The organism is Alteromonas sp. 4NH20-0104 (assembly GCF_057547795.1).
Genome location: NZ_BAAJLP010000002.1, coordinates 209,483 through 225,297, shown reverse-complemented (window position 1 = coordinate 225,297; position 15,815 = coordinate 209,483). Strand labels below are relative to the sequence as shown.

At 50.4% G+C, this 15,815-nt stretch carries 17 protein-coding genes; 5 read left to right on the top strand and 12 right to left on the bottom strand.

All coding sequences use genetic code 11. The features are described from left to right. Positions 1-1,254 (top strand): class I SAM-dependent methyltransferase, encoded by a 1,254-nt coding sequence (locus AC27IB_RS02635; protein ID WP_487118696.1) that lies wholly within the window; start codon positions 1-3, stop codon positions 1,252-1,254. Between the two features lie 27 nt (positions 1,255-1,281). Here AC27IB_RS02635 and AC27IB_RS02630 read toward each other — a convergent pair whose 3' ends face one another. Both AC27IB_RS02630 and pomA read right to left on the bottom strand, forming a co-directional pair. Next, entirely contained in the window at positions 1,282-2,220 is a 939-nt protein-coding gene (locus AC27IB_RS02630) for a flagellar motor protein MotB (RefSeq protein WP_296047255.1), read from the bottom strand. A 5-nt stretch (positions 2,221-2,225) separates the two neighbouring features. Further along, the gene (pomA, locus tag AC27IB_RS02625) at positions 2,226-2,987 is read right to left on the bottom strand and encodes a flagellar motor protein PomA (protein ID WP_487118695.1); all 762 of its coding nucleotides are present in this window, start codon (positions 2,985-2,987) and stop codon (positions 2,226-2,228) included. A 381-nt stretch (positions 2,988-3,368) separates the two neighbouring features. Between pomA and xseB the strand changes: the two genes are divergently transcribed. From xseB to AC27IB_RS02605, 4 genes are all read left to right on the top strand, one after another. Continuing rightward, complete coding sequence (gene xseB / locus AC27IB_RS02620) at positions 3,369-3,617, top strand: exodeoxyribonuclease VII small subunit (protein ID WP_487118694.1); 249 nt, start codon at positions 3,369-3,371, stop codon at positions 3,615-3,617. 1 nt (position 3,618) lies between these two features. Then, positions 3,619-4,509: a farnesyl diphosphate synthase gene (locus AC27IB_RS02615; RefSeq protein WP_487118693.1), complete on the top strand. Its 891-nt coding sequence runs from the start codon at positions 3,619-3,621 to the stop codon at positions 4,507-4,509. 39 nt (positions 4,510-4,548) lie between these two features. Next, entirely contained in the window at positions 4,549-6,411 is a 1,863-nt protein-coding gene (gene dxs, locus AC27IB_RS02610) for a 1-deoxy-D-xylulose-5-phosphate synthase (RefSeq protein ID WP_296047245.1), read from the top strand. Positions 6,412-6,526: 115 nt separating this feature from the next. Next, entirely contained in the window at positions 6,527-7,726 is a 1,200-nt protein-coding gene (locus tag AC27IB_RS02605; RefSeq protein WP_487118734.1) for a DUF3095 family protein, read from the top strand. 20 nt (positions 7,727-7,746) lie between these two features. On the opposite strand, the gene AC27IB_RS02600 is transcribed toward AC27IB_RS02605, so the two are convergent. From AC27IB_RS02600 to glyA, 10 genes are all read right to left on the bottom strand, one after another. After that, positions 7,747-8,511 carry a hypothetical protein gene (locus AC27IB_RS02600; RefSeq protein WP_487118692.1) on the bottom strand — a complete coding sequence of 255 codons (765 nt, stop codon included), beginning with the start codon at positions 8,509-8,511 and terminating at the stop codon, positions 7,747-7,749. Positions 8,512-8,611: 100 nt separating this feature from the next. Then, entirely contained in the window at positions 8,612-9,097 is a 486-nt protein-coding gene (locus AC27IB_RS02595) for a phosphatidylglycerophosphatase A family protein (protein WP_296047235.1), read from the bottom strand. After that, on the bottom strand, positions 9,097-10,062 hold the full coding sequence (gene thiL / locus AC27IB_RS02590; RefSeq protein ID WP_296047233.1) for a thiamine-phosphate kinase: 966 nt from the start codon (positions 10,060-10,062) through the stop codon (positions 9,097-9,099). Before thiL ends, AC27IB_RS02595 begins: the two co-directional genes overlap by 1 nt. 65 nt (positions 10,063-10,127) lie before the next feature. After that, positions 10,128-10,550: a transcription antitermination factor NusB gene (gene nusB / locus AC27IB_RS02585; RefSeq protein ID WP_296047231.1), complete on the bottom strand. Its 423-nt coding sequence runs from the start codon at positions 10,548-10,550 to the stop codon at positions 10,128-10,130. A gap of 10 nt (positions 10,551-10,560) precedes the next feature. Continuing rightward, on the bottom strand, positions 10,561-11,037 hold the full coding sequence (ribH, locus tag AC27IB_RS02580) for a 6,7-dimethyl-8-ribityllumazine synthase (RefSeq protein ID WP_123324571.1): 477 nt from the start codon (positions 11,035-11,037) through the stop codon (positions 10,561-10,563). Between the two features lie 71 nt (positions 11,038-11,108). Continuing rightward, positions 11,109-12,209 (bottom strand): bifunctional 3,4-dihydroxy-2-butanone-4-phosphate synthase/GTP cyclohydrolase II, encoded by a 1,101-nt coding sequence (gene ribBA, locus AC27IB_RS02575; protein ID WP_296047224.1) that lies wholly within the window; start codon positions 12,207-12,209, stop codon positions 11,109-11,111. 20 nt (positions 12,210-12,229) lie between these two features. After that, positions 12,230-12,889: a riboflavin synthase gene (locus tag AC27IB_RS02570; protein WP_296047222.1), complete on the bottom strand. Its 660-nt coding sequence runs from the start codon at positions 12,887-12,889 to the stop codon at positions 12,230-12,232. 21 nt (positions 12,890-12,910) lie between these two features. Beyond that, the gene (ribD, locus tag AC27IB_RS02565; RefSeq protein ID WP_296047219.1) at positions 12,911-14,041 is read right to left on the bottom strand and encodes a bifunctional diaminohydroxyphosphoribosylaminopyrimidine deaminase/5-amino-6-(5-phosphoribosylamino)uracil reductase RibD; all 1,131 of its coding nucleotides are present in this window, start codon (positions 14,039-14,041) and stop codon (positions 12,911-12,913) included. A 5-nt stretch (positions 14,042-14,046) separates the two neighbouring features. Beyond that, positions 14,047-14,496, bottom strand: coding sequence for a transcriptional regulator NrdR (nrdR, locus tag AC27IB_RS02560; RefSeq protein WP_105935638.1), 450 nt, complete (start codon positions 14,494-14,496; stop codon positions 14,047-14,049). Between the two features lie 58 nt (positions 14,497-14,554). After that, positions 14,555-15,811: a serine hydroxymethyltransferase gene (glyA, locus tag AC27IB_RS02555; RefSeq protein WP_296047213.1), complete on the bottom strand. Its 1,257-nt coding sequence runs from the start codon at positions 15,809-15,811 to the stop codon at positions 14,555-14,557. Between the last annotated feature and the right edge of the window lie 4 nt (positions 15,812-15,815).

Here is a 15,815-nt window from a genome sequence, read left to right as displayed (position 1 = left end):
ATGGCAAATAGTGAAACTGCGCTGATTGCGCCTCTTACGTTTTCTTTTATTGAGCGATACAGTCGCCAGGTCTTTATCAGTCTGATGCAATCCCTGCCAGAGGGGCATCTGGTGATTAAAGAAAATGGGAAGCTTGTGGCTCAATGCGGTAATCCCGCCAGCGACCTGCATGCTGAAGTTGATATGCATTGTCCGTCCGTTTACAAAAAGCTGCTACTTGGCGGGAGTGTAGCCTCAGGCGAAACCTACACAGAAGGCTTATGGACCAGTCCTGAGCTTACCAACGTCATTCGGATTTTTGCCCGTAATCTGCCAACCCTGGACCGCTGGGAGTCGCGATTCAAATGGTTAAGTTTTCCTTTTGATAGGTTGCAGCACCTGATGCGACGCAACACTCACGATCAGGCGAAGAAAAATATCGCCGCTCATTATGATCTGGGGAACACTCTGTACACGCATTTCCTGGATGACAGCATGATGTACTCATCAGCCATTTATCCGGATGTCAACGCCTCACTGGCCGATGCACAGTTTCATAAATTGCACACCATTTGTAAAAAGCTGCGCCTGAATGCCAACGATCACCTCATTGAAATTGGGACTGGCTGGGGTGGTCTCGCTGTGCATGCCGCCAAACATTTTGGCTGTCAGGTAACAACAACAACCATTTCTGAGGAACAATTTGCCTACGCTAACGACTGGGTAAAGCGCGAAGGTCTTGAAGATAAAATTACGCTGTTAAAGAAAGACTACCGGTTACTCGAAGGAACCTATACTAAACTGGTGTCGATAGAAATGATTGAAGCAGTAGGTAAACCTTACCTTAATCAGTTCTTTAACAAGTGCGCGAGCCTGTTAGCACCTGAAGGTTTAATGCTGCTGCAGTCGATCACTATTGATGACCGCCGCTACGACAGCTACCATAAGGGCGTAGATTTTATCCAGAAGCACATTTTCCCGGGCGGTTTTTTACCCTCACAACTGGTGCTGAATCAGCACATCAAGCAAGCCAGCGATCTGTCGATTCGTGATATGCAGGACATCGGACTCGACTATGCCCGCACGCTAAAAGACTGGTTTAATGCGTTTGTTGCGGCCAAGGAAAAACTGGCAGTGCATGGTTACGATGAGCGCTTCGCGAGAATGTGGGAATATTATCTGAAATATTGTGAGGGAGGGTTCCTGGAACGTTCTATCAGTACGGTGCAACTAGTGTTGAGCAAACCTCGCTACGTAGATGAGCTTACCCGCTAACCGGGTAAGCTGACACTTCGCGCTGACTTACTGACCCTGATCCAAGACCGAAATAGGTTTCGAGCGAATGGGTTCACCCTGATTAATATTGATTTCAACCCGCCGGTTAGTGGCCAGCTCTTCAGGCGTTTGGGGATCTTCAATTAACGGCTCGTTAGACGCCTTGCCCACTACCGACATTCTGCCTTCATCGAACCCTTGCGCCGAACGCAACGCCTCGGCTACTGCAACCGCCCGTTGCGCTGATAAATCCCAGTTAGAACTGTAGAGTTCATTCGAAATTTGCTGTTTATCACTGTGGCCAGACACTTCAATCTGTCCGGGCATATCGGCAAGGATCTCGCCAATCTTACGAATAACAGGTCGAAATTGCGGTTGTAAAAATGCAGAGCCGGCAGAGAAAGACCCATTTTCACGAATTCGAATGGTGATCTGCTGACCCAGGGATTCCATTTCGATGGAGCCGTCGAGGATTTGTTTTTGCAATTGCTGAGCGACTTTTTTCATCATCTCAGCTACCTGTTCCTGATTGGCCGCCTGCTGGGTAGACGCGGATTGATCCGTTGAGGTTTGTTGCGACTGTCCTCCTCGCTGGGTCCCCCGCTGTTTCTGCCGTCCGCCTGCCGAGTCCTCATCACCGGCCTGAAATTCCAGCATTTGCTGAGTCATATCGATGGTTTGCTGCTGGATAGTGTCAATGGGGGTTGGATCGGGGCGGCCAGGGCGAAACTCCATGGCTATTACGCTCGTCCCTTTCGGAATGTCTTTGACTTCAATTTTGTTTTGCACCCCAAAGGCAAACTTCATGGAACCGGCTATTTGTTTGAATTTCAGGACGTCCATCTCGGAGAACGCCAACAGCAGCACGAAAAAGCACATTAGCAGCGACATCAGGTCCGCAAAGGTCCCCATCCACGCGGGCAGCCCCTCGGGGGGGCATTTTGGGCATTCTTCTTCCTGCGCCATAACCGTTACTCTTCTTCTGCCGCGCCACGTTTACTGGCGGCTAGATAGTTTTTCAGGATCCCTTCGATAACCCGGGGGTTCTGACCATCGGCAATGCCAACAATGCCATCCAGGATCAATGACTGGTTGAGCTTTTCTTCATTCAGTCGATTACTTAATTTCGCTGCGATAGGCAAACAAATAACGTTTGCAAGAAAAGCACCGTACAGGGTAGTTAACAAGGCTACGGCCATGGCCGGACCAATAGCTTTCGGATCGTCCATGTTAGATAACATGGCCACCAGACCAATAAGCGTACCAATCATCCCCATTGCCGGTGCTACGTCACCCAGGCCTTTAAAGATAGAAACACCAAATTCGTGACGCTCAGTGGTCATGGAAATGTCTTTTGCCAGGGTTTCCCGCACCACGTCTATATCGTGCCCGTCCACCAGCATGTCGACTCCTTTCTGCATAAAAGGATTGGCAATTTCGGCCTCTTCCAGGGCAAGGAATCCCCCTTTGCGCGCCGCGTCTGCCATTTCAACCACTTTCTCAATGAGATCTTCAGGTGAATCGATTTTAAAAATGAACGCCTTACCGGCCACCTTGCCCGCACCAAAAAACTGACCCAGCGTAAACTGCGACATAACAACAAAAAGACTGCCGCAAAAAACAATCAGTACCGAAGGAACATCGGCAAACATGCTGAGATCCCCACCAAGGATCATGGCCATGACGATAAAGCCAATGCCGCCTAACATTCCTACCAGGGTTGCTAAATCCACTTGTTTCCCTCACTTCATCACTTATTCAGGGCGATACTGAACTTATGGTGTTAAATATAGCTGCGAATTTACCACATTACAGTGCAGAATCAGACAAAGTCATACACACCGGCGATAGTGGTTTCGGTATTTCGCCGAATAACGATGCTTAACATGCCCGTCATGCATCTGCTTAATACGCCTAGTTAGTCATTCTATCGGCAGTTATTTTTTTTTCTACACTGATGTTGTTATAGATTTCATAACCCGTTATTGCAAAATAGCCGCTTTACCACACTAAGCAGACCAAAACCAACCCGCCAGCCCTTAAACTATTTGACCCTTGCCCGGCCCTCGGTTAATGTGCCTTCACTACGCAAAATGAGACCAGAAGAGGGATCCGTGAGCGATAAAGCCACTCCAGCCAGTCCGTCATTTGAACAAACTATCAGCGAACTGGAAACCATCGTTAATGAAATGGAACAGGGCGACCTGCCCCTGCATGAAGCACTGCAAAAATTTGAACGCGGTATTGAGTTGTCGCGCCTGAGCCAAAAGGCACTGGTAGAGGCCGAACAAAAGGTCAAAATACTCACTGAACAGAATGGCGAAGCCGCACTCCAGGACTTCGCGGCAGATAACGAGGACTAACATGCAACTTGCTTCATTGCACCAGCACATCAAGCAACGCATTGATGACGGCTTGCATGACCTCATAACCGCCCTGCCGGATGCCGCTCCCAGCCTGAAACAAGCCATGCTGTATGCTTTAACAAATGGTGGCAAGCGCATGCGGCCTTTGCTGGTGCACCTGGTGGGCAATATGCTGGATATCCCGGATAACGACCAGCGCGCCATCAGTATCGCCATCGAATGCGTTCATGCCTATTCGTTAGTTCATGATGATCTGCCAGCCATGGACGATGACGACTTGCGCCGGGGCAACCCAACCTGTCATATTGCATTTGATGAGGCTACCGCCATTCTTGCTGGCGATGCCCTGCAAACCCAGGCGTTCAGTATTGTTGCCGAACATCCAATGAGTCCCTTTGCCGACACCCGCCGGGCCCGGTTAGTTGCGGTGCTGGCGCGGGCAGCCGGCTACTCAGGAATGTGTGGCGGACAAGCCATTGATCTGGCCGCAACCGGCAAGCAAATATCACTGGCCGAATTGCAATACCTTCACCAACTGAAAACCGGTGCTTTACTGACCGCCTGTGTGGAAATGGTGTGCCTGGTAACTGAACATCTCGATAGTGCACATCAGCAATTGCTTTGCCGGTTTGCCAATCGGATAGGCCTGGCTTTTCAGGTCCAGGACGACATTCTGGACGTCACCGCCAGTACCGAAACCCTGGGTAAACCCAAAGGATCCGATGAAGCACAGGGTAAAAATACCTTCCCGTCTTTGCTTGGCCTTGAAGGGGCCCGCCAGGAGTTAACAAAATTACATCAAGAGGCGCTTCAAGCCTTGGACGGTTTGCCCTACAATACCGATTACTTAGTTGCATTTACCGATTTAATGGTGAGTCGCAGTCATTGAACTGCCCCTCGCCCGCATAACGTATCAGAATAATAAATAATGACTCTAGATTTAGCGCACTATCCTACTCTTGCTCTGGCCCGATGTCCTGAAGCGTTACGCAAGCTTCCACAAGACAAGCTGCGTACCCTGGCCGACGAATTACGCCAGTATCTGCTGACCTGCGTTAGTCAGAGCAGTGGACATTTTGCATCCGGTCTTGGCACCGTCGAACTCACTGTGGCGCTGCATTACATCTATAACACGCCATTCGACCGACTTATCTGGGATGTGGGTCATCAGGCCTACCCGCACAAAATACTGACCGGCCGGGCCGAACAGATGTCGACTATTCGCCAGAAAGAGGGGCTCCATCCTTTCCCATGGCCACCGGAAAGTGAGTTCGATACCTTTGCAGTCGGACACTCTTCCACCTCAATCAGTGCAGCGCTGGGGATGGCCATTGCGGCCGATAAAGAACAGCTTGGCCGCAAGGTTGTAGCGGTTATCGGCGACGGCGCGATGACCGCCGGGATGGCTTTTGAGGCAATGAATCACGCCGGCGATATCAGCAAAGATTTAGTCGTGGTGCTGAATGATAACGAGATGTCGATTTCTGAGAACGTTGGCGCGCTTAACAGCCATCTGGCTCGCTTATTAACCGGTAATCTGTTCAACAGCATTCGTGATGGCGGCAAGAAATTACTTAGCAATGTACCGCCTATCAAAGAGTTCGCCAGTCGTGCCGAAGAGCATATTAAAGGTATGGTTGTACCCGGGACGATCTTTGAGGAACTGGGCTTTAACTATATAGGCCCCATTGACGGCCATGACATTAACGGTGTGGTCGATACATTACGCAATATGCGTAAATTCAAAGGGCCGCAACTGCTGCACGTGGTCACCCGTAAAGGTAAAGGCTATCCCGAGGCAGAAAAAGACCCCATAAAATTCCATGCTGTGCCGAAGTTTAACCCGGCCGACCAGACCCTGCCTAAAGCCAAGGCGTCCAACCCGACGTTCTCGGCCACCTTCGGTAACTGGTTGTGTGATATGGCCAAGCTGGATCCTAAACTGATGGCCATCACCCCGGCAATGCGTGAAGGTTCAGGAATGGTGGCCTTTTCCCAACAATTTCCGGAACAGTATTTCGATGTCGCCATTGCCGAACAACACGCCGTAACCTTAGGCGCCGGGATGGCTAAAGATGGTCTGAACCCGGTAGTGGCCATTTACTCCACGTTCTTGCAACGTGCTTATGACCAGCTTATCCACGACGTAGCGCTGCAGAATCTGCCGGTATTATTTGCCATCGACCGGGCGGGCATTGTAGGTGCCGATGGTCCGACTCACCAGGGCGCCTTTGATATAGCTTTCCTGCGTTGTATTCCCAACATGATTGTAATGACGCCGTCAGACGAAAATGAGTGTCGCCAGATGCTGTATACCGGCCATATAGCCAATGCGCCAGCGGCGGTGAGATACCCGCGCGGTGCTGGCAAAGGCATTACCCCGGATGAGGCCATGACGGCCCTGGAATTAGGCAAGAGCCGAACGCTGCGCACCGGTAAGAAAGTCGCCTTGTTAAACTTTGGGACGCTACTGCCCTTTGCTGAGGCCGCGGCCGAGGCACTGGATGCCACGCTGGTGGATATGCGGTTTGTGAAACCGCTGGATACCGACGTGCTCAACACTCTGAAAGCCGAACATGAATGCTTCGTAACACTGGAAGACGGCTGCATTATGGGGGGAGCAGGTAGCGCCGTAAGCGAATACGTGATGCAAAACCGGTTAAAAACCGATGTGCTGACCCTTGGTCTGCCTGACAGCTTTATTCTGCAGGGCACCCAGGAAGAAATGTACGCCGAGCTTGGGCTCGACAGTGCTGGTATTATTGCCAAAGTGAACCACTACCTGGCCTGATTATCGCGGCCAAATTCACCTAACCGGCACCGTGCCAGCGGTGCCGGTTAGGTGAATTGTTTTACCATTTGTCCCTGCCCGCTTTATTAGACAAACCTGATTCGTTTTCTATACTCTGAACATACCGCCGGATGGCATTACTCAGGATGTAGTTATCACAACTCAGACAACCGCTTTTTATCAGCAATTACCGGCTTACGATGATCTTGCCCATTTAGCCGTTCCCGGGCATTACGCGACACTGCCCGCTGAGTGGCTGGTAGTGATTTCCGACGTAAAAGGCTCCACTGACGCTTTGCTGCGTGGCAAGTATAAGGATATCAATGCCATCGCAGTCGCGATGATTGTTGCCGTGCGTAATTGTTTTGCCGGTACGGCGTTGCCATTTGTATTTGGCGGTGATGGCGCAACTATCTGCGTGCCCCCGGGCAATGAGGAGCTACTCAGGCAATGTCTTACCTCCTGCCAACAAAAGGCGCTCAGCCTTCATCTGGAGCTACGTATAGCGCTAATTCCCGCCGCTACCGTGTATGCCGCGGGTCAAACTATCGGGGTGAGTAAACTGACGGTTTCGCCGTACTACCAGCAGGCTTGTTTCAGTGGCGGCGGGATCCGTTATGCAGAAAAAATCCTTAAAGATCCCGTTCTCAATCAGGCCTTTCTGATTGAAGGGGCTCAGCCGAGTGCAGACTACTCAGGCTTTGAATGTCGCTGGAGTAACGTGACAAGCCGCCACGGCGAAACCCTTTCGCTCATTATTGAAGCCAGTTCACCGCAACAATACGAGCTGGTTTTACAACAGCTACAACAGATTACTGGCGGGCGTGAACACTACCACCCGATAGCCTCAGAACAACTTTCATTTGCCTGGTCTCCCGCCCGGCTCGCCACCGAGACCCGTATTAGAACAGCGACCAACTCGCTAATCAGCCGATGTAAGGTTTATCTGCATCTGGTATTCATGAACCTGGTTGGCGGCTGGTTGATGTCACGCAAAGTAAAAACCGATACCACCGACTGGGGTGCGTACAAACAGGATTTCGTAACAAACTGCGATTTTATAAAGTTCGAGGACGGCCTGAAAATGTGTATTAGCTGCACACCCGCGCAGCGTGAGGCGATTATGCAGTTCCTCAGCAGCCAGGAACAGATAGGACAAATCGCTTTTGGTGTTCACGTGGCAGGAGCAGCCTTGATCACCTGTATGATAACCGCTTACCAGTCAGAGCATATTCACTTTATTGACGGCGCTGATGGTGGCTACAGTCTGGCTGCGCTGGACTTAAAAAAGAAACGCGGCATGCAAGGCAAATAAACACTCACCGGGCACGACTATTAAGTTGAATAAGCCGCTTTCAGGTAAGTCAGTTCCTTCTCTAAATGCTCGACGACCATCTGCCCCACAACAACCTGAAAATAGACCGCTTCTTCCCAACCAAAATACTTTCTAAGGATCACCTCATCTTTACACACCTCATTAAGAGGCGCTTTGAAACGGTGTTTTCTAATTAACTCCTGACTGCCAACGGCACCGTTGTTAATTGACTCGATATTATCTTCAGGAGAGCCCAGCAGAGGGCCTGACGCCAGTTGATTTAAAAAACTGGTATCTTTCATCTCGGCCGTCTTACTGGCAAGTTCCAGTTCATAAAAGCGGGTATAGTTGGCAAGCTCTGACAGTCTGGTTCGAAGCTCTGTATGCTGAAAAGCGAGAAAACTGTTATTACTGAGCATTAACTCAATGTCACGAACAGAAAGTAATATCTGGGAATAATTCATGACAACCGGAAACGTGGCTTCGATATTTTCTATCGAACCACCATCAGCACCACAAGTGCGTAAGGTTTCGATGACTCGCTGAACGGCAGGCAGACGCTTACGGTAATAGTTCTGTACCGCTCGAATGGATTTTATATTATTGCTAACTTCCTGATGTACCCGCTGATAGGCGTCGTGATAAAGCGTTCGTTGCTTTTGTGTTTCGTTCCAGTTTGCTACCTGAACACCGATAAACACACCCACCACTACAATTACAAAATCGAGTAACACCGCAAACCAGTTCTGTTGCCTTACGTGCAAAAGAACGCGCCTGAGTAACATAACTAATCCTTTTATTTGAACAGTATTTGTTCAATTTTCAGGTTTATTCTCGTCAGTGCTATCACGATTTGAGGTTGGAATTATTTTTTACGCAGGTGGGCTAAAGCCCAAAGAGAAATAAGATTGCGTGCAGGCTGACACAGGCCATAATACCGGCCACTACGTCATCCAGCATAATACCCAGCCCACCAGCGAGATACTTATCAATGGGTTTGATTGGCCAGGGTTTTAAAATATCGAAGAAGCGGAACAACACAAAGCCCATCAACACCGTAATAGGCGATAGCGGGATCCATAAGAAGGTGAGTAAGATACCGGCCACTTCATCCCAGACAATAGAGCCGTGGTCGTGCACCTGCATGTCATCTGCGGTTTTACCACACAGATAAATCCCTACAACACTGGCCAGCACCGCAGCAATCAGCAGTGCGTAGGGTGAAAGCCAGCTAAACGGGATGAGCAATGGCAATGCCGCCAGCGAGCCAAAAGTACCAGGCATCAGGGGGATTAAACCACTGCCAAAACCCAGTGCCAGAAAGTGCACCGGATTTTTCATTGAGACCCGCTTACGCAGCGTTTTATCCATTAAAACTCGTGCTCGTAGCCAGTGCTTTCATCCAGCACGTATTTTTCATCATACAGTCGCAGGTCCATTTGACCGGCGTAACCGTTCACCTGACCAATACAGGTCGCTTTAACGTTGGCATTGGTGAGTGACGTTTCAAGGTTGCCGCGCTGCTCTTCATTAACGGTGAAAACCAGTTCGTAATCATCACCGGCGGATAAAGCATAGCGATAAGCCTGTTGAGCCCCCACCGTATCGAACAGAGCTGATGACACAGGCAGGCGGTCTACGTGAACCGTCGCACCGCAGCCCGACAACTTAAGTATATGACCGAGATCAGACACCAGTCCGTCAGACACATCAATACAGGCATTCGCTGTACGGCGTAACGACGTCCCTGCCATCACTCTGGGAGTGGGGTAATAATGGCGGTTAATCAGATAGTCCCGGTGCTCGTCGCTGGCCTCAACCTTACCTTTCAGAATATCCAGGCCGGCGCCGGCATCACCAAGATTACCGGTCACATAAATCCAGTCACCTGGTTTAGCGGTGCTACGGCGTAATTCAGTATTCGGCGGCACAAATCCCTGAGCCGTAATCGTTAATGCCAGCGGACCGGTTACCGTGTCGCCACCAATCAACTGCACCGAATAGTACTCAGTCAGTTCGTAGAGACCGTTAACAAATTCGTCTATCCAGGTTTCATCGTAGGATGGCAGTGACAGTGACAGACTTATCCAGGCAGGCTCTGCGCCCGACGCAGCCAAGTCACTTAAATTTACCGCCACCGCTTTATAGGCAACAGAACGTGCCGGTGCATCGGAGAGAAAATGAACACCACTTATCAGGGTATCGGTGGTGACAGCAAGGTGTTGATTATCAGGTACTTTGGTGACCGCACAATCGTCACCGATTCCCAGGATCACGTCTTTTCTTACGTGACCCCGTTGGGCAAAGTACTGTTTTATCAGATCAAACTCTTTCACAGTAATCCGGAAAGTTAAGAAATTTAAAAGAAGAGCATCCTGCTCTGGTTTCAATGACTGCGGGCTTAGCCGCGCTCATCGGAGCGCAGGGTTTTCACCGCTTTATCCAGCGCGCCATTGACAAATTTATGACTGTCTTCAGCGCCAAAGGATTTAGCCAGCTCAATCGCTTCATTGATAATGACTTTGTATGGGACATCGATCTGTTCGGTTAGTTCAAAGGTGGCTAACCGTAGGATTGCTTTTTCGATAGGATCCAGCTCTTCGGGCAAACGCCCCAGATAAGGCTTAATGGTAGCATCCAGTTGCGATGCACTACGCACCACACCACGCAGCAACAACTGAAAATAGTTCATATCTACTTTTTTCATGTCATTGCTGGTTGCCAGAGCCAGTTCGATTTGCTCAATCTGGTTCTGACTCATCTGCCAGGAATAAATGCCTTGAAGCGCTATTTCACGGGCCCGACGGCGAGGAGAAACTTTCACACTGTTACCCTTATGCCAGGTCGTCTAAGGCAGACATTACGTTAACCATTTCAAGCGCACCTAAGGCGGCTTCTGAGCCTTTGTTACCGGCTTTGGTGCCAGAACGCTCAATGGCTTGTTCGATAGAATCGGTGGTGATCACACCAAAAGAAACCGGTAAACCGTATTCCAGTGAAACCTGCGCCAGGCCTTTGTTGCATTCACCGGCAACAAAGTCAAAGTGCGGAGTACCGCCACGGATCACAGCACCTAAGGCAATGATAGCGTCGAACTTTTTAGATTCAGCTAATTTCTTCGCAGCGACCGGCAGCTCGTAAGCGCCAGGTACACGAACCAGAGTGACATCTTCATCACTGACTTCACCGTGACGCTCCAGTGTGTCCAGTGCGCCTTCTAACAAACTTTCTACTACAAAGCTGTTAAAACGTGAAACAACAATGGCAAATTTCTTACCCGTTGCGCGAATATTACCTTCGATAACCTGCATAGCCCAATCCCGTATGAATCCCGTGTCAAAAACGGCGCGAAGTATACCACAACAGCGCCAAAACCCAATCGTTAGTCGTGAATATACTCAACAACTTCCAGACCAAATCCGGAAAGCGCGTGATATTTAATGGGTTTACTTAATAAACGCATTTTCTGGACGCCCATCGCTGCCAGGATCTGGCTTCCCACGCCTACAGTGCGTGAGGACCCCTGCCAGTTTTTACCTACCGGCTGCTCACCTCTGTCTTCGGCGGCGAAGCGCTGTAACTGCGACTCAAGGTCTTCTTCTTTACCCAGGAGCACCAGCACCCCACCTTCTGTGGCAATTTGTTCCATGGCATCAGGCAGGGTCATTGAACGGGAAATACCGCGGGTTGAGCCCAGTAGATCGCTCAGCGTGTTATGCAGATGAACCCGCACGAGGGTGGGCGATTCGGCCTCAACATCCCCCTTTTTAAGCGCAAAGTGCAGCTGGTTATCAATAACATCCTTAAATGTATGCAACTCAAAATCGCCATACTGAGTGGGTAACTGACAGCTCGACACCTTTTTAATGGTCGTTTCATTAAGGTTGCGGTATTCAATCAGGTCGGCAATGGTGCCAATTTTGATACCGTGGGCTTCAGCAAACGCTTCAAGCTGGGGGCGACGGGCCATGCTGCCGTCATCATTTAATACTTCAACAATCACAGCCGCTGGTTCACAGCCTGCAAGGCGCGCCAGATCGACGCCCGCCTCGGTATGCCCGGCACGGTTAAGTACCCCGCCTTCCTTAGCAATTAACGGAAAAATGTGGCCGGGCTGAACGATATCCTTAGCCTGAGCATCCCGTGCTACAGCTGCCAGAATAGTCGTAGCGCGGTCGGCGGCCGAAATACCGGTAGTAACGCCTTCAGCCGCTTCAATCGACACGGTAAAATTAGTCGAAAACTGTGCTTTGTTAAGGTCGACCATGAGTGGCAGATTTAAACGCTGACAACGTTCTGCGGTCATAGGCAAACAAACCAGTCCTCTGGCATGCTTAACCATAAAGTTAATTGCCTCGGGCGTTACGTGTTCAGCAGCCATGATGATATCGCCTTCATTTTCGCGATCTTCGTCATCCATCAGAATGACCATCTTGCCTAACTTGATATCTTCGATTATTTCAGCGGTGCTATTAAGTGCCATAAATATTGTGTCTTGTAGGGTTATTTTTTTAGATAGCCGTGTTCGGCGAGAAATTCCAGACTGATATCACTTTTTTTACTGGCGGCTTTGTCGCCCAACATCAGTCGTTCCAGATAGCGGGCAATGACGTCCACTTCCAAATTCACTCTGGTACCGGTTTTATAGGTGCCCAATACTGTTTCCTGCAGGGTATGCGGAATGATCCAAAGCATAAATTCACTGCCATTAACCTTATTGACGGTCAGGCTCACACCGTCGACGGTGATACTGCCTTTATGGGCAATATATTTAGCCAGGTCATCCGGTGCATTGATCCATATTTCCACGTAATCGCTGTGCTGGATTATACGGGATACCTCGCCAACGCCATCGACGTGACCAGAAACTATATGCCCGCCGAAACGGGAATTGACCTGCATCGCTTTCTCAAGATTTACCTGAGCACCGGGCTGATACTGAGCAAAGCCGGTCAAGCGGATGGTCTCAGCAGACACATCAGCACTGTAATGGTGCGGGCTGTAGTCTACGACGGTCAGACACACACCGTTGGTGGCAATGCTGTCTCCAAGGGCGACATCTGACATATCCAGTTTACCCACTCCCACTTTAAGGCGGATAGATTCGCCCTGATCGACCATGGATTCGATGGTACCAAGCGCTTCAATAATTCCAGTGAACATAATATCTTCTCGTGTTCTGTATTATGACTTGTCGCAGGCTAATTGATAGGTCAGCCGGATGTCTTCTGCTATATGTCTGATATCGGTCAATTTCAAGTGCGGCACCTCGTTTACCTGTTCGTAGTCAGGTAAGTTCAGCATAGAAATGCCTCTATCGCCGAGGATTTTAGGCGCCTGGTAGACAATCAGCTCATCGACCAGGTTATGTTCTGTAAAGGCACCGGCTAAACCCGCTCCGGATTCTACTAATACTTCGTTAATGCCCCGCTTAGCCAGTTCAGCCAGCAATAACGGTAAATCGATTTTGCCCTGCTCTGACAAGGGCAACTGACATTGCTCGACATCCTGGCTAAAGCCAGCGCGAAAACGCTGATTGACCAGCAAGACCAGGTGACCATCATTAAACATCAACCAGTTAGGCGTGAGCCGCTCCTGTGAGTCAATCACCACTCGCAGAGGCTGGCGCACTGCAGACACCGGGTAGCTGCTGAATTCGGCCTGTTCCGGGCGCACCAGCATGCTTGGATTGTCGGCAATCACCGTACCACTGCCGGTAATAATGGCGCAGCTCTGCGCTCTTAGTCGCTGCACGTCACGCCGGGCCGCTGGCCCGGTAATCCATTGGCTGGCACCGTTAGCCAGGGCAATTTTGCCATCCAGACTCACGCCCAGTTTCACTCTCACCCAGGGCAAACCGTGCTGCATTCGCTTAATAAACCCGGGGTTTAGTGCCCTTGCCTGCGCCGTTAATACGTCCTGCGTAACGGCGATTCCCGCCGCCTTGATGCGCTCAATACCGCTGCCACTGACCTGCGGATTCGGATCAGTCATGGCCACCACCACTCTGGCAACGCCGGCTTTGATGAGTGCATCGGCACACGGCGGCGTACGACCAGTATGGCTGCAAGGCTCAAGCGTCACATAGGCAGTTGCGTCACGGGCATTGTCACCCGCGGCAACCAGGGCATGCACTTCGGCGTGAGGGGTTCCGGCCTGGATATGATACCCCTGCCCGATACACTGATCATGCTTAACAATTACACAGCCGACACGAGGGTTTGGAGAGGTGGTATAACGCCCTTTGGCCGCCAATTGAATGGCTTTAGCCATCCAGAATTCATCGGTGGCCGGGCTGGAATTGAGGCATTGCATGGGATTTAATCCCCCAGTCTGGCTATCTCTTCACCAAACTCTTTAATATCTTCAAAGGAACGATACACTGAGGCAAAACGGACATAAGCCACTTTATCCAGCTCTTTTAAGGCATCCATAATGAGATTGCCTAACAATTCGCTTTCAACTTCGCGCTCGCCGGTTGCCCGCAGTGTCGATTTGAGTTGCAGCACACACTGCTCGATTTTTTCAGTGCTTACCGGGCGTTTTTCCAATGCCCGTTGTAAACCTGCCCGCAGTTTGTCTTCGTTGAAAGGCTCGCGGGTGCCGTCGCGTTTGATAACCCGCGGCATCACCAGCTCAGCGCTCTCAAAGGTGGTAAAGCGTTCATGACATTCAGCGCACTCCCGGCGCCGGCGCACCTGATGTCCTTCAGCGACTAACCTGGAATCAATAACCTTGGTTTCTTCGGCAGAACAAAAGGGACAATGCATAAACGCTCCTGCTTAGTAACCGGCTCAGCCAGTAACTACTGAGCCGCTATTCCTTGGATTAGGCGTATACCGGGAAGCGTGAGCACAGCTCAACCACTTCTTTCTGAACGCGTTCAACCACGCTCTCATCGCCCATGTTATCCAGCACGTCACAAATCCAGCTTGCTACCTGCTTCGCTTCGTTATCACCAAAACCACGACGGGTGATAGCGGGCGTACCAATGCGTAAACCACTGGTGACAAACGGTGAACGAGGATCGTTAGGTACTGAGTTCTTGTTAACGGTAATGTTAGCACGGCCAAGGGCTGCATCGGCATCTTTACCGGTAATATCTTTATCGATCAGATCTAACAGGAACAGATGGTTGTCGGTACCGTTAGAAACGATTTTATAACCGCGCTCCTGCATCACGCTTACCATAGCTTTGGCATTGGTAACGACCTGCTGCTGATAAGCTTTAAAGTCTGGCTGCAGCGCTTCTTTGAAAGCAACGGCTTTGGCAGCAATAACGTGGCACAGCGGACCGCCCTGGTTACCCGGGAATACTGAGCTGTTAAGCTTCTTATAAATGGTCTCATCACCGCAGGCAGACAGGATCAGGCCGCCGCGAGGACCAGCCAGAGTTTTATGCGTGGTAGTGGTTACGACGTGCGCGTGTGGCAGTGGGTTAGGATAAACCCCTGCAGCAACCAAACCCGCTACGTGCGCCATATCGACCAGCAGGAACGCGCCTACTTTATCGGCAATGGCACGGAAACGCTGCCAGTCAACAATGCCAGAATAAGCGGAGAAGCCACCAATGATCATTTTTGGCTTGTGTTCTTCAGCCAGCGCTTCAACCTGAGCGTAATCAATCTCGCCGGTCTCTTCGTTCAGGCCGTACTGCACCGCATTATAGGTTTTACCAGAGAAGTTAACGCTGGCGCCGTGAGTTAAGTGACCACCTTCAGACAAGCTCATGCCCAGCACGGTATCACCAGCGTTAAGTAACGCCATAAATACGGCCGAGTTAGCCTGTGAACCAGAGTGTGGTTGCACGTTAGCATACTCAGCGCCAAACAATTGCTTGGCACGCTCAATCGCCAGATCCTCAACGATATCTACGTGCTCGCAGCCACCGTAGTAACGCTTACCAGGATAACCTTCAGCGTATTTATTGGTTAATTGCGACCCCTGGGCCTCCATAACTCGAGGGCTGCAATAGTTTTCAGAGGCAATTAGCTCAATATGGTGTTCCTGGCGTTGATTCTCTTTATCAATCGCTGCGGCTAATTCCGGATCAAAATCGGCAATGTTCATTTGGCGCGGTAACATGAAG

Excerpts from the sequence above, each read along its gene's own strand:
- ribD (WP_296047219.1), bottom strand. The coding sequence starts at position 14,041 with ATGCAATGCCTCAATTCCAGCCCGGCCACCGATGAATTCTGGATGGCT.
- AC27IB_RS02635 (WP_487118696.1), top strand. The coding sequence starts at position 1 with ATGGCAAATAGTGAAACTGCGCTGATTGCGCCTCTTACGTTTTCTTTT.
- AC27IB_RS02570 (WP_296047222.1), bottom strand. The coding sequence starts at position 12,889 with ATGTTCACTGGAATTATTGAAGCGCTTGGTACCATCGAATCCATGGTC.
- ribH (WP_123324571.1), bottom strand. The coding sequence starts at position 11,037 with ATGCAGGTTATCGAAGGTAATATTCGCGCAACGGGTAAGAAATTTGCC.
- AC27IB_RS02600 (WP_487118692.1), bottom strand. The coding sequence starts at position 8,511 with ATGTTACTCAGGCGCGTTCTTTTGCACGTAAGGCAACAGAACTGGTTT.
- AC27IB_RS02630 (WP_296047255.1), bottom strand. The coding sequence starts at position 2,220 with ATGGCGCAGGAAGAAGAATGCCCAAAATGCCCCCCCGAGGGGCTGCCC.
- glyA (WP_296047213.1), bottom strand. The coding sequence starts at position 15,811 with ATGTTACCGCGCCAAATGAACATTGCCGATTTTGATCCGGAATTAGCC.
- AC27IB_RS02595 (WP_296047235.1), bottom strand. The coding sequence starts at position 9,097 with ATGGATAAAACGCTGCGTAAGCGGGTCTCAATGAAAAATCCGGTGCAC.
- nrdR (WP_105935638.1), bottom strand. The coding sequence starts at position 14,496 with ATGCATTGTCCCTTTTGTTCTGCCGAAGAAACCAAGGTTATTGATTCC.
- dxs (WP_296047245.1), top strand. The coding sequence starts at position 4,549 with ATGACTCTAGATTTAGCGCACTATCCTACTCTTGCTCTGGCCCGATGT.
- AC27IB_RS02615 (WP_487118693.1), top strand. The coding sequence starts at position 3,619 with ATGCAACTTGCTTCATTGCACCAGCACATCAAGCAACGCATTGATGAC.
- ribBA (WP_296047224.1), bottom strand. The coding sequence starts at position 12,209 with ATGGCACTTAATAGCACCGCTGAAATAATCGAAGATATCAAGTTAGGC.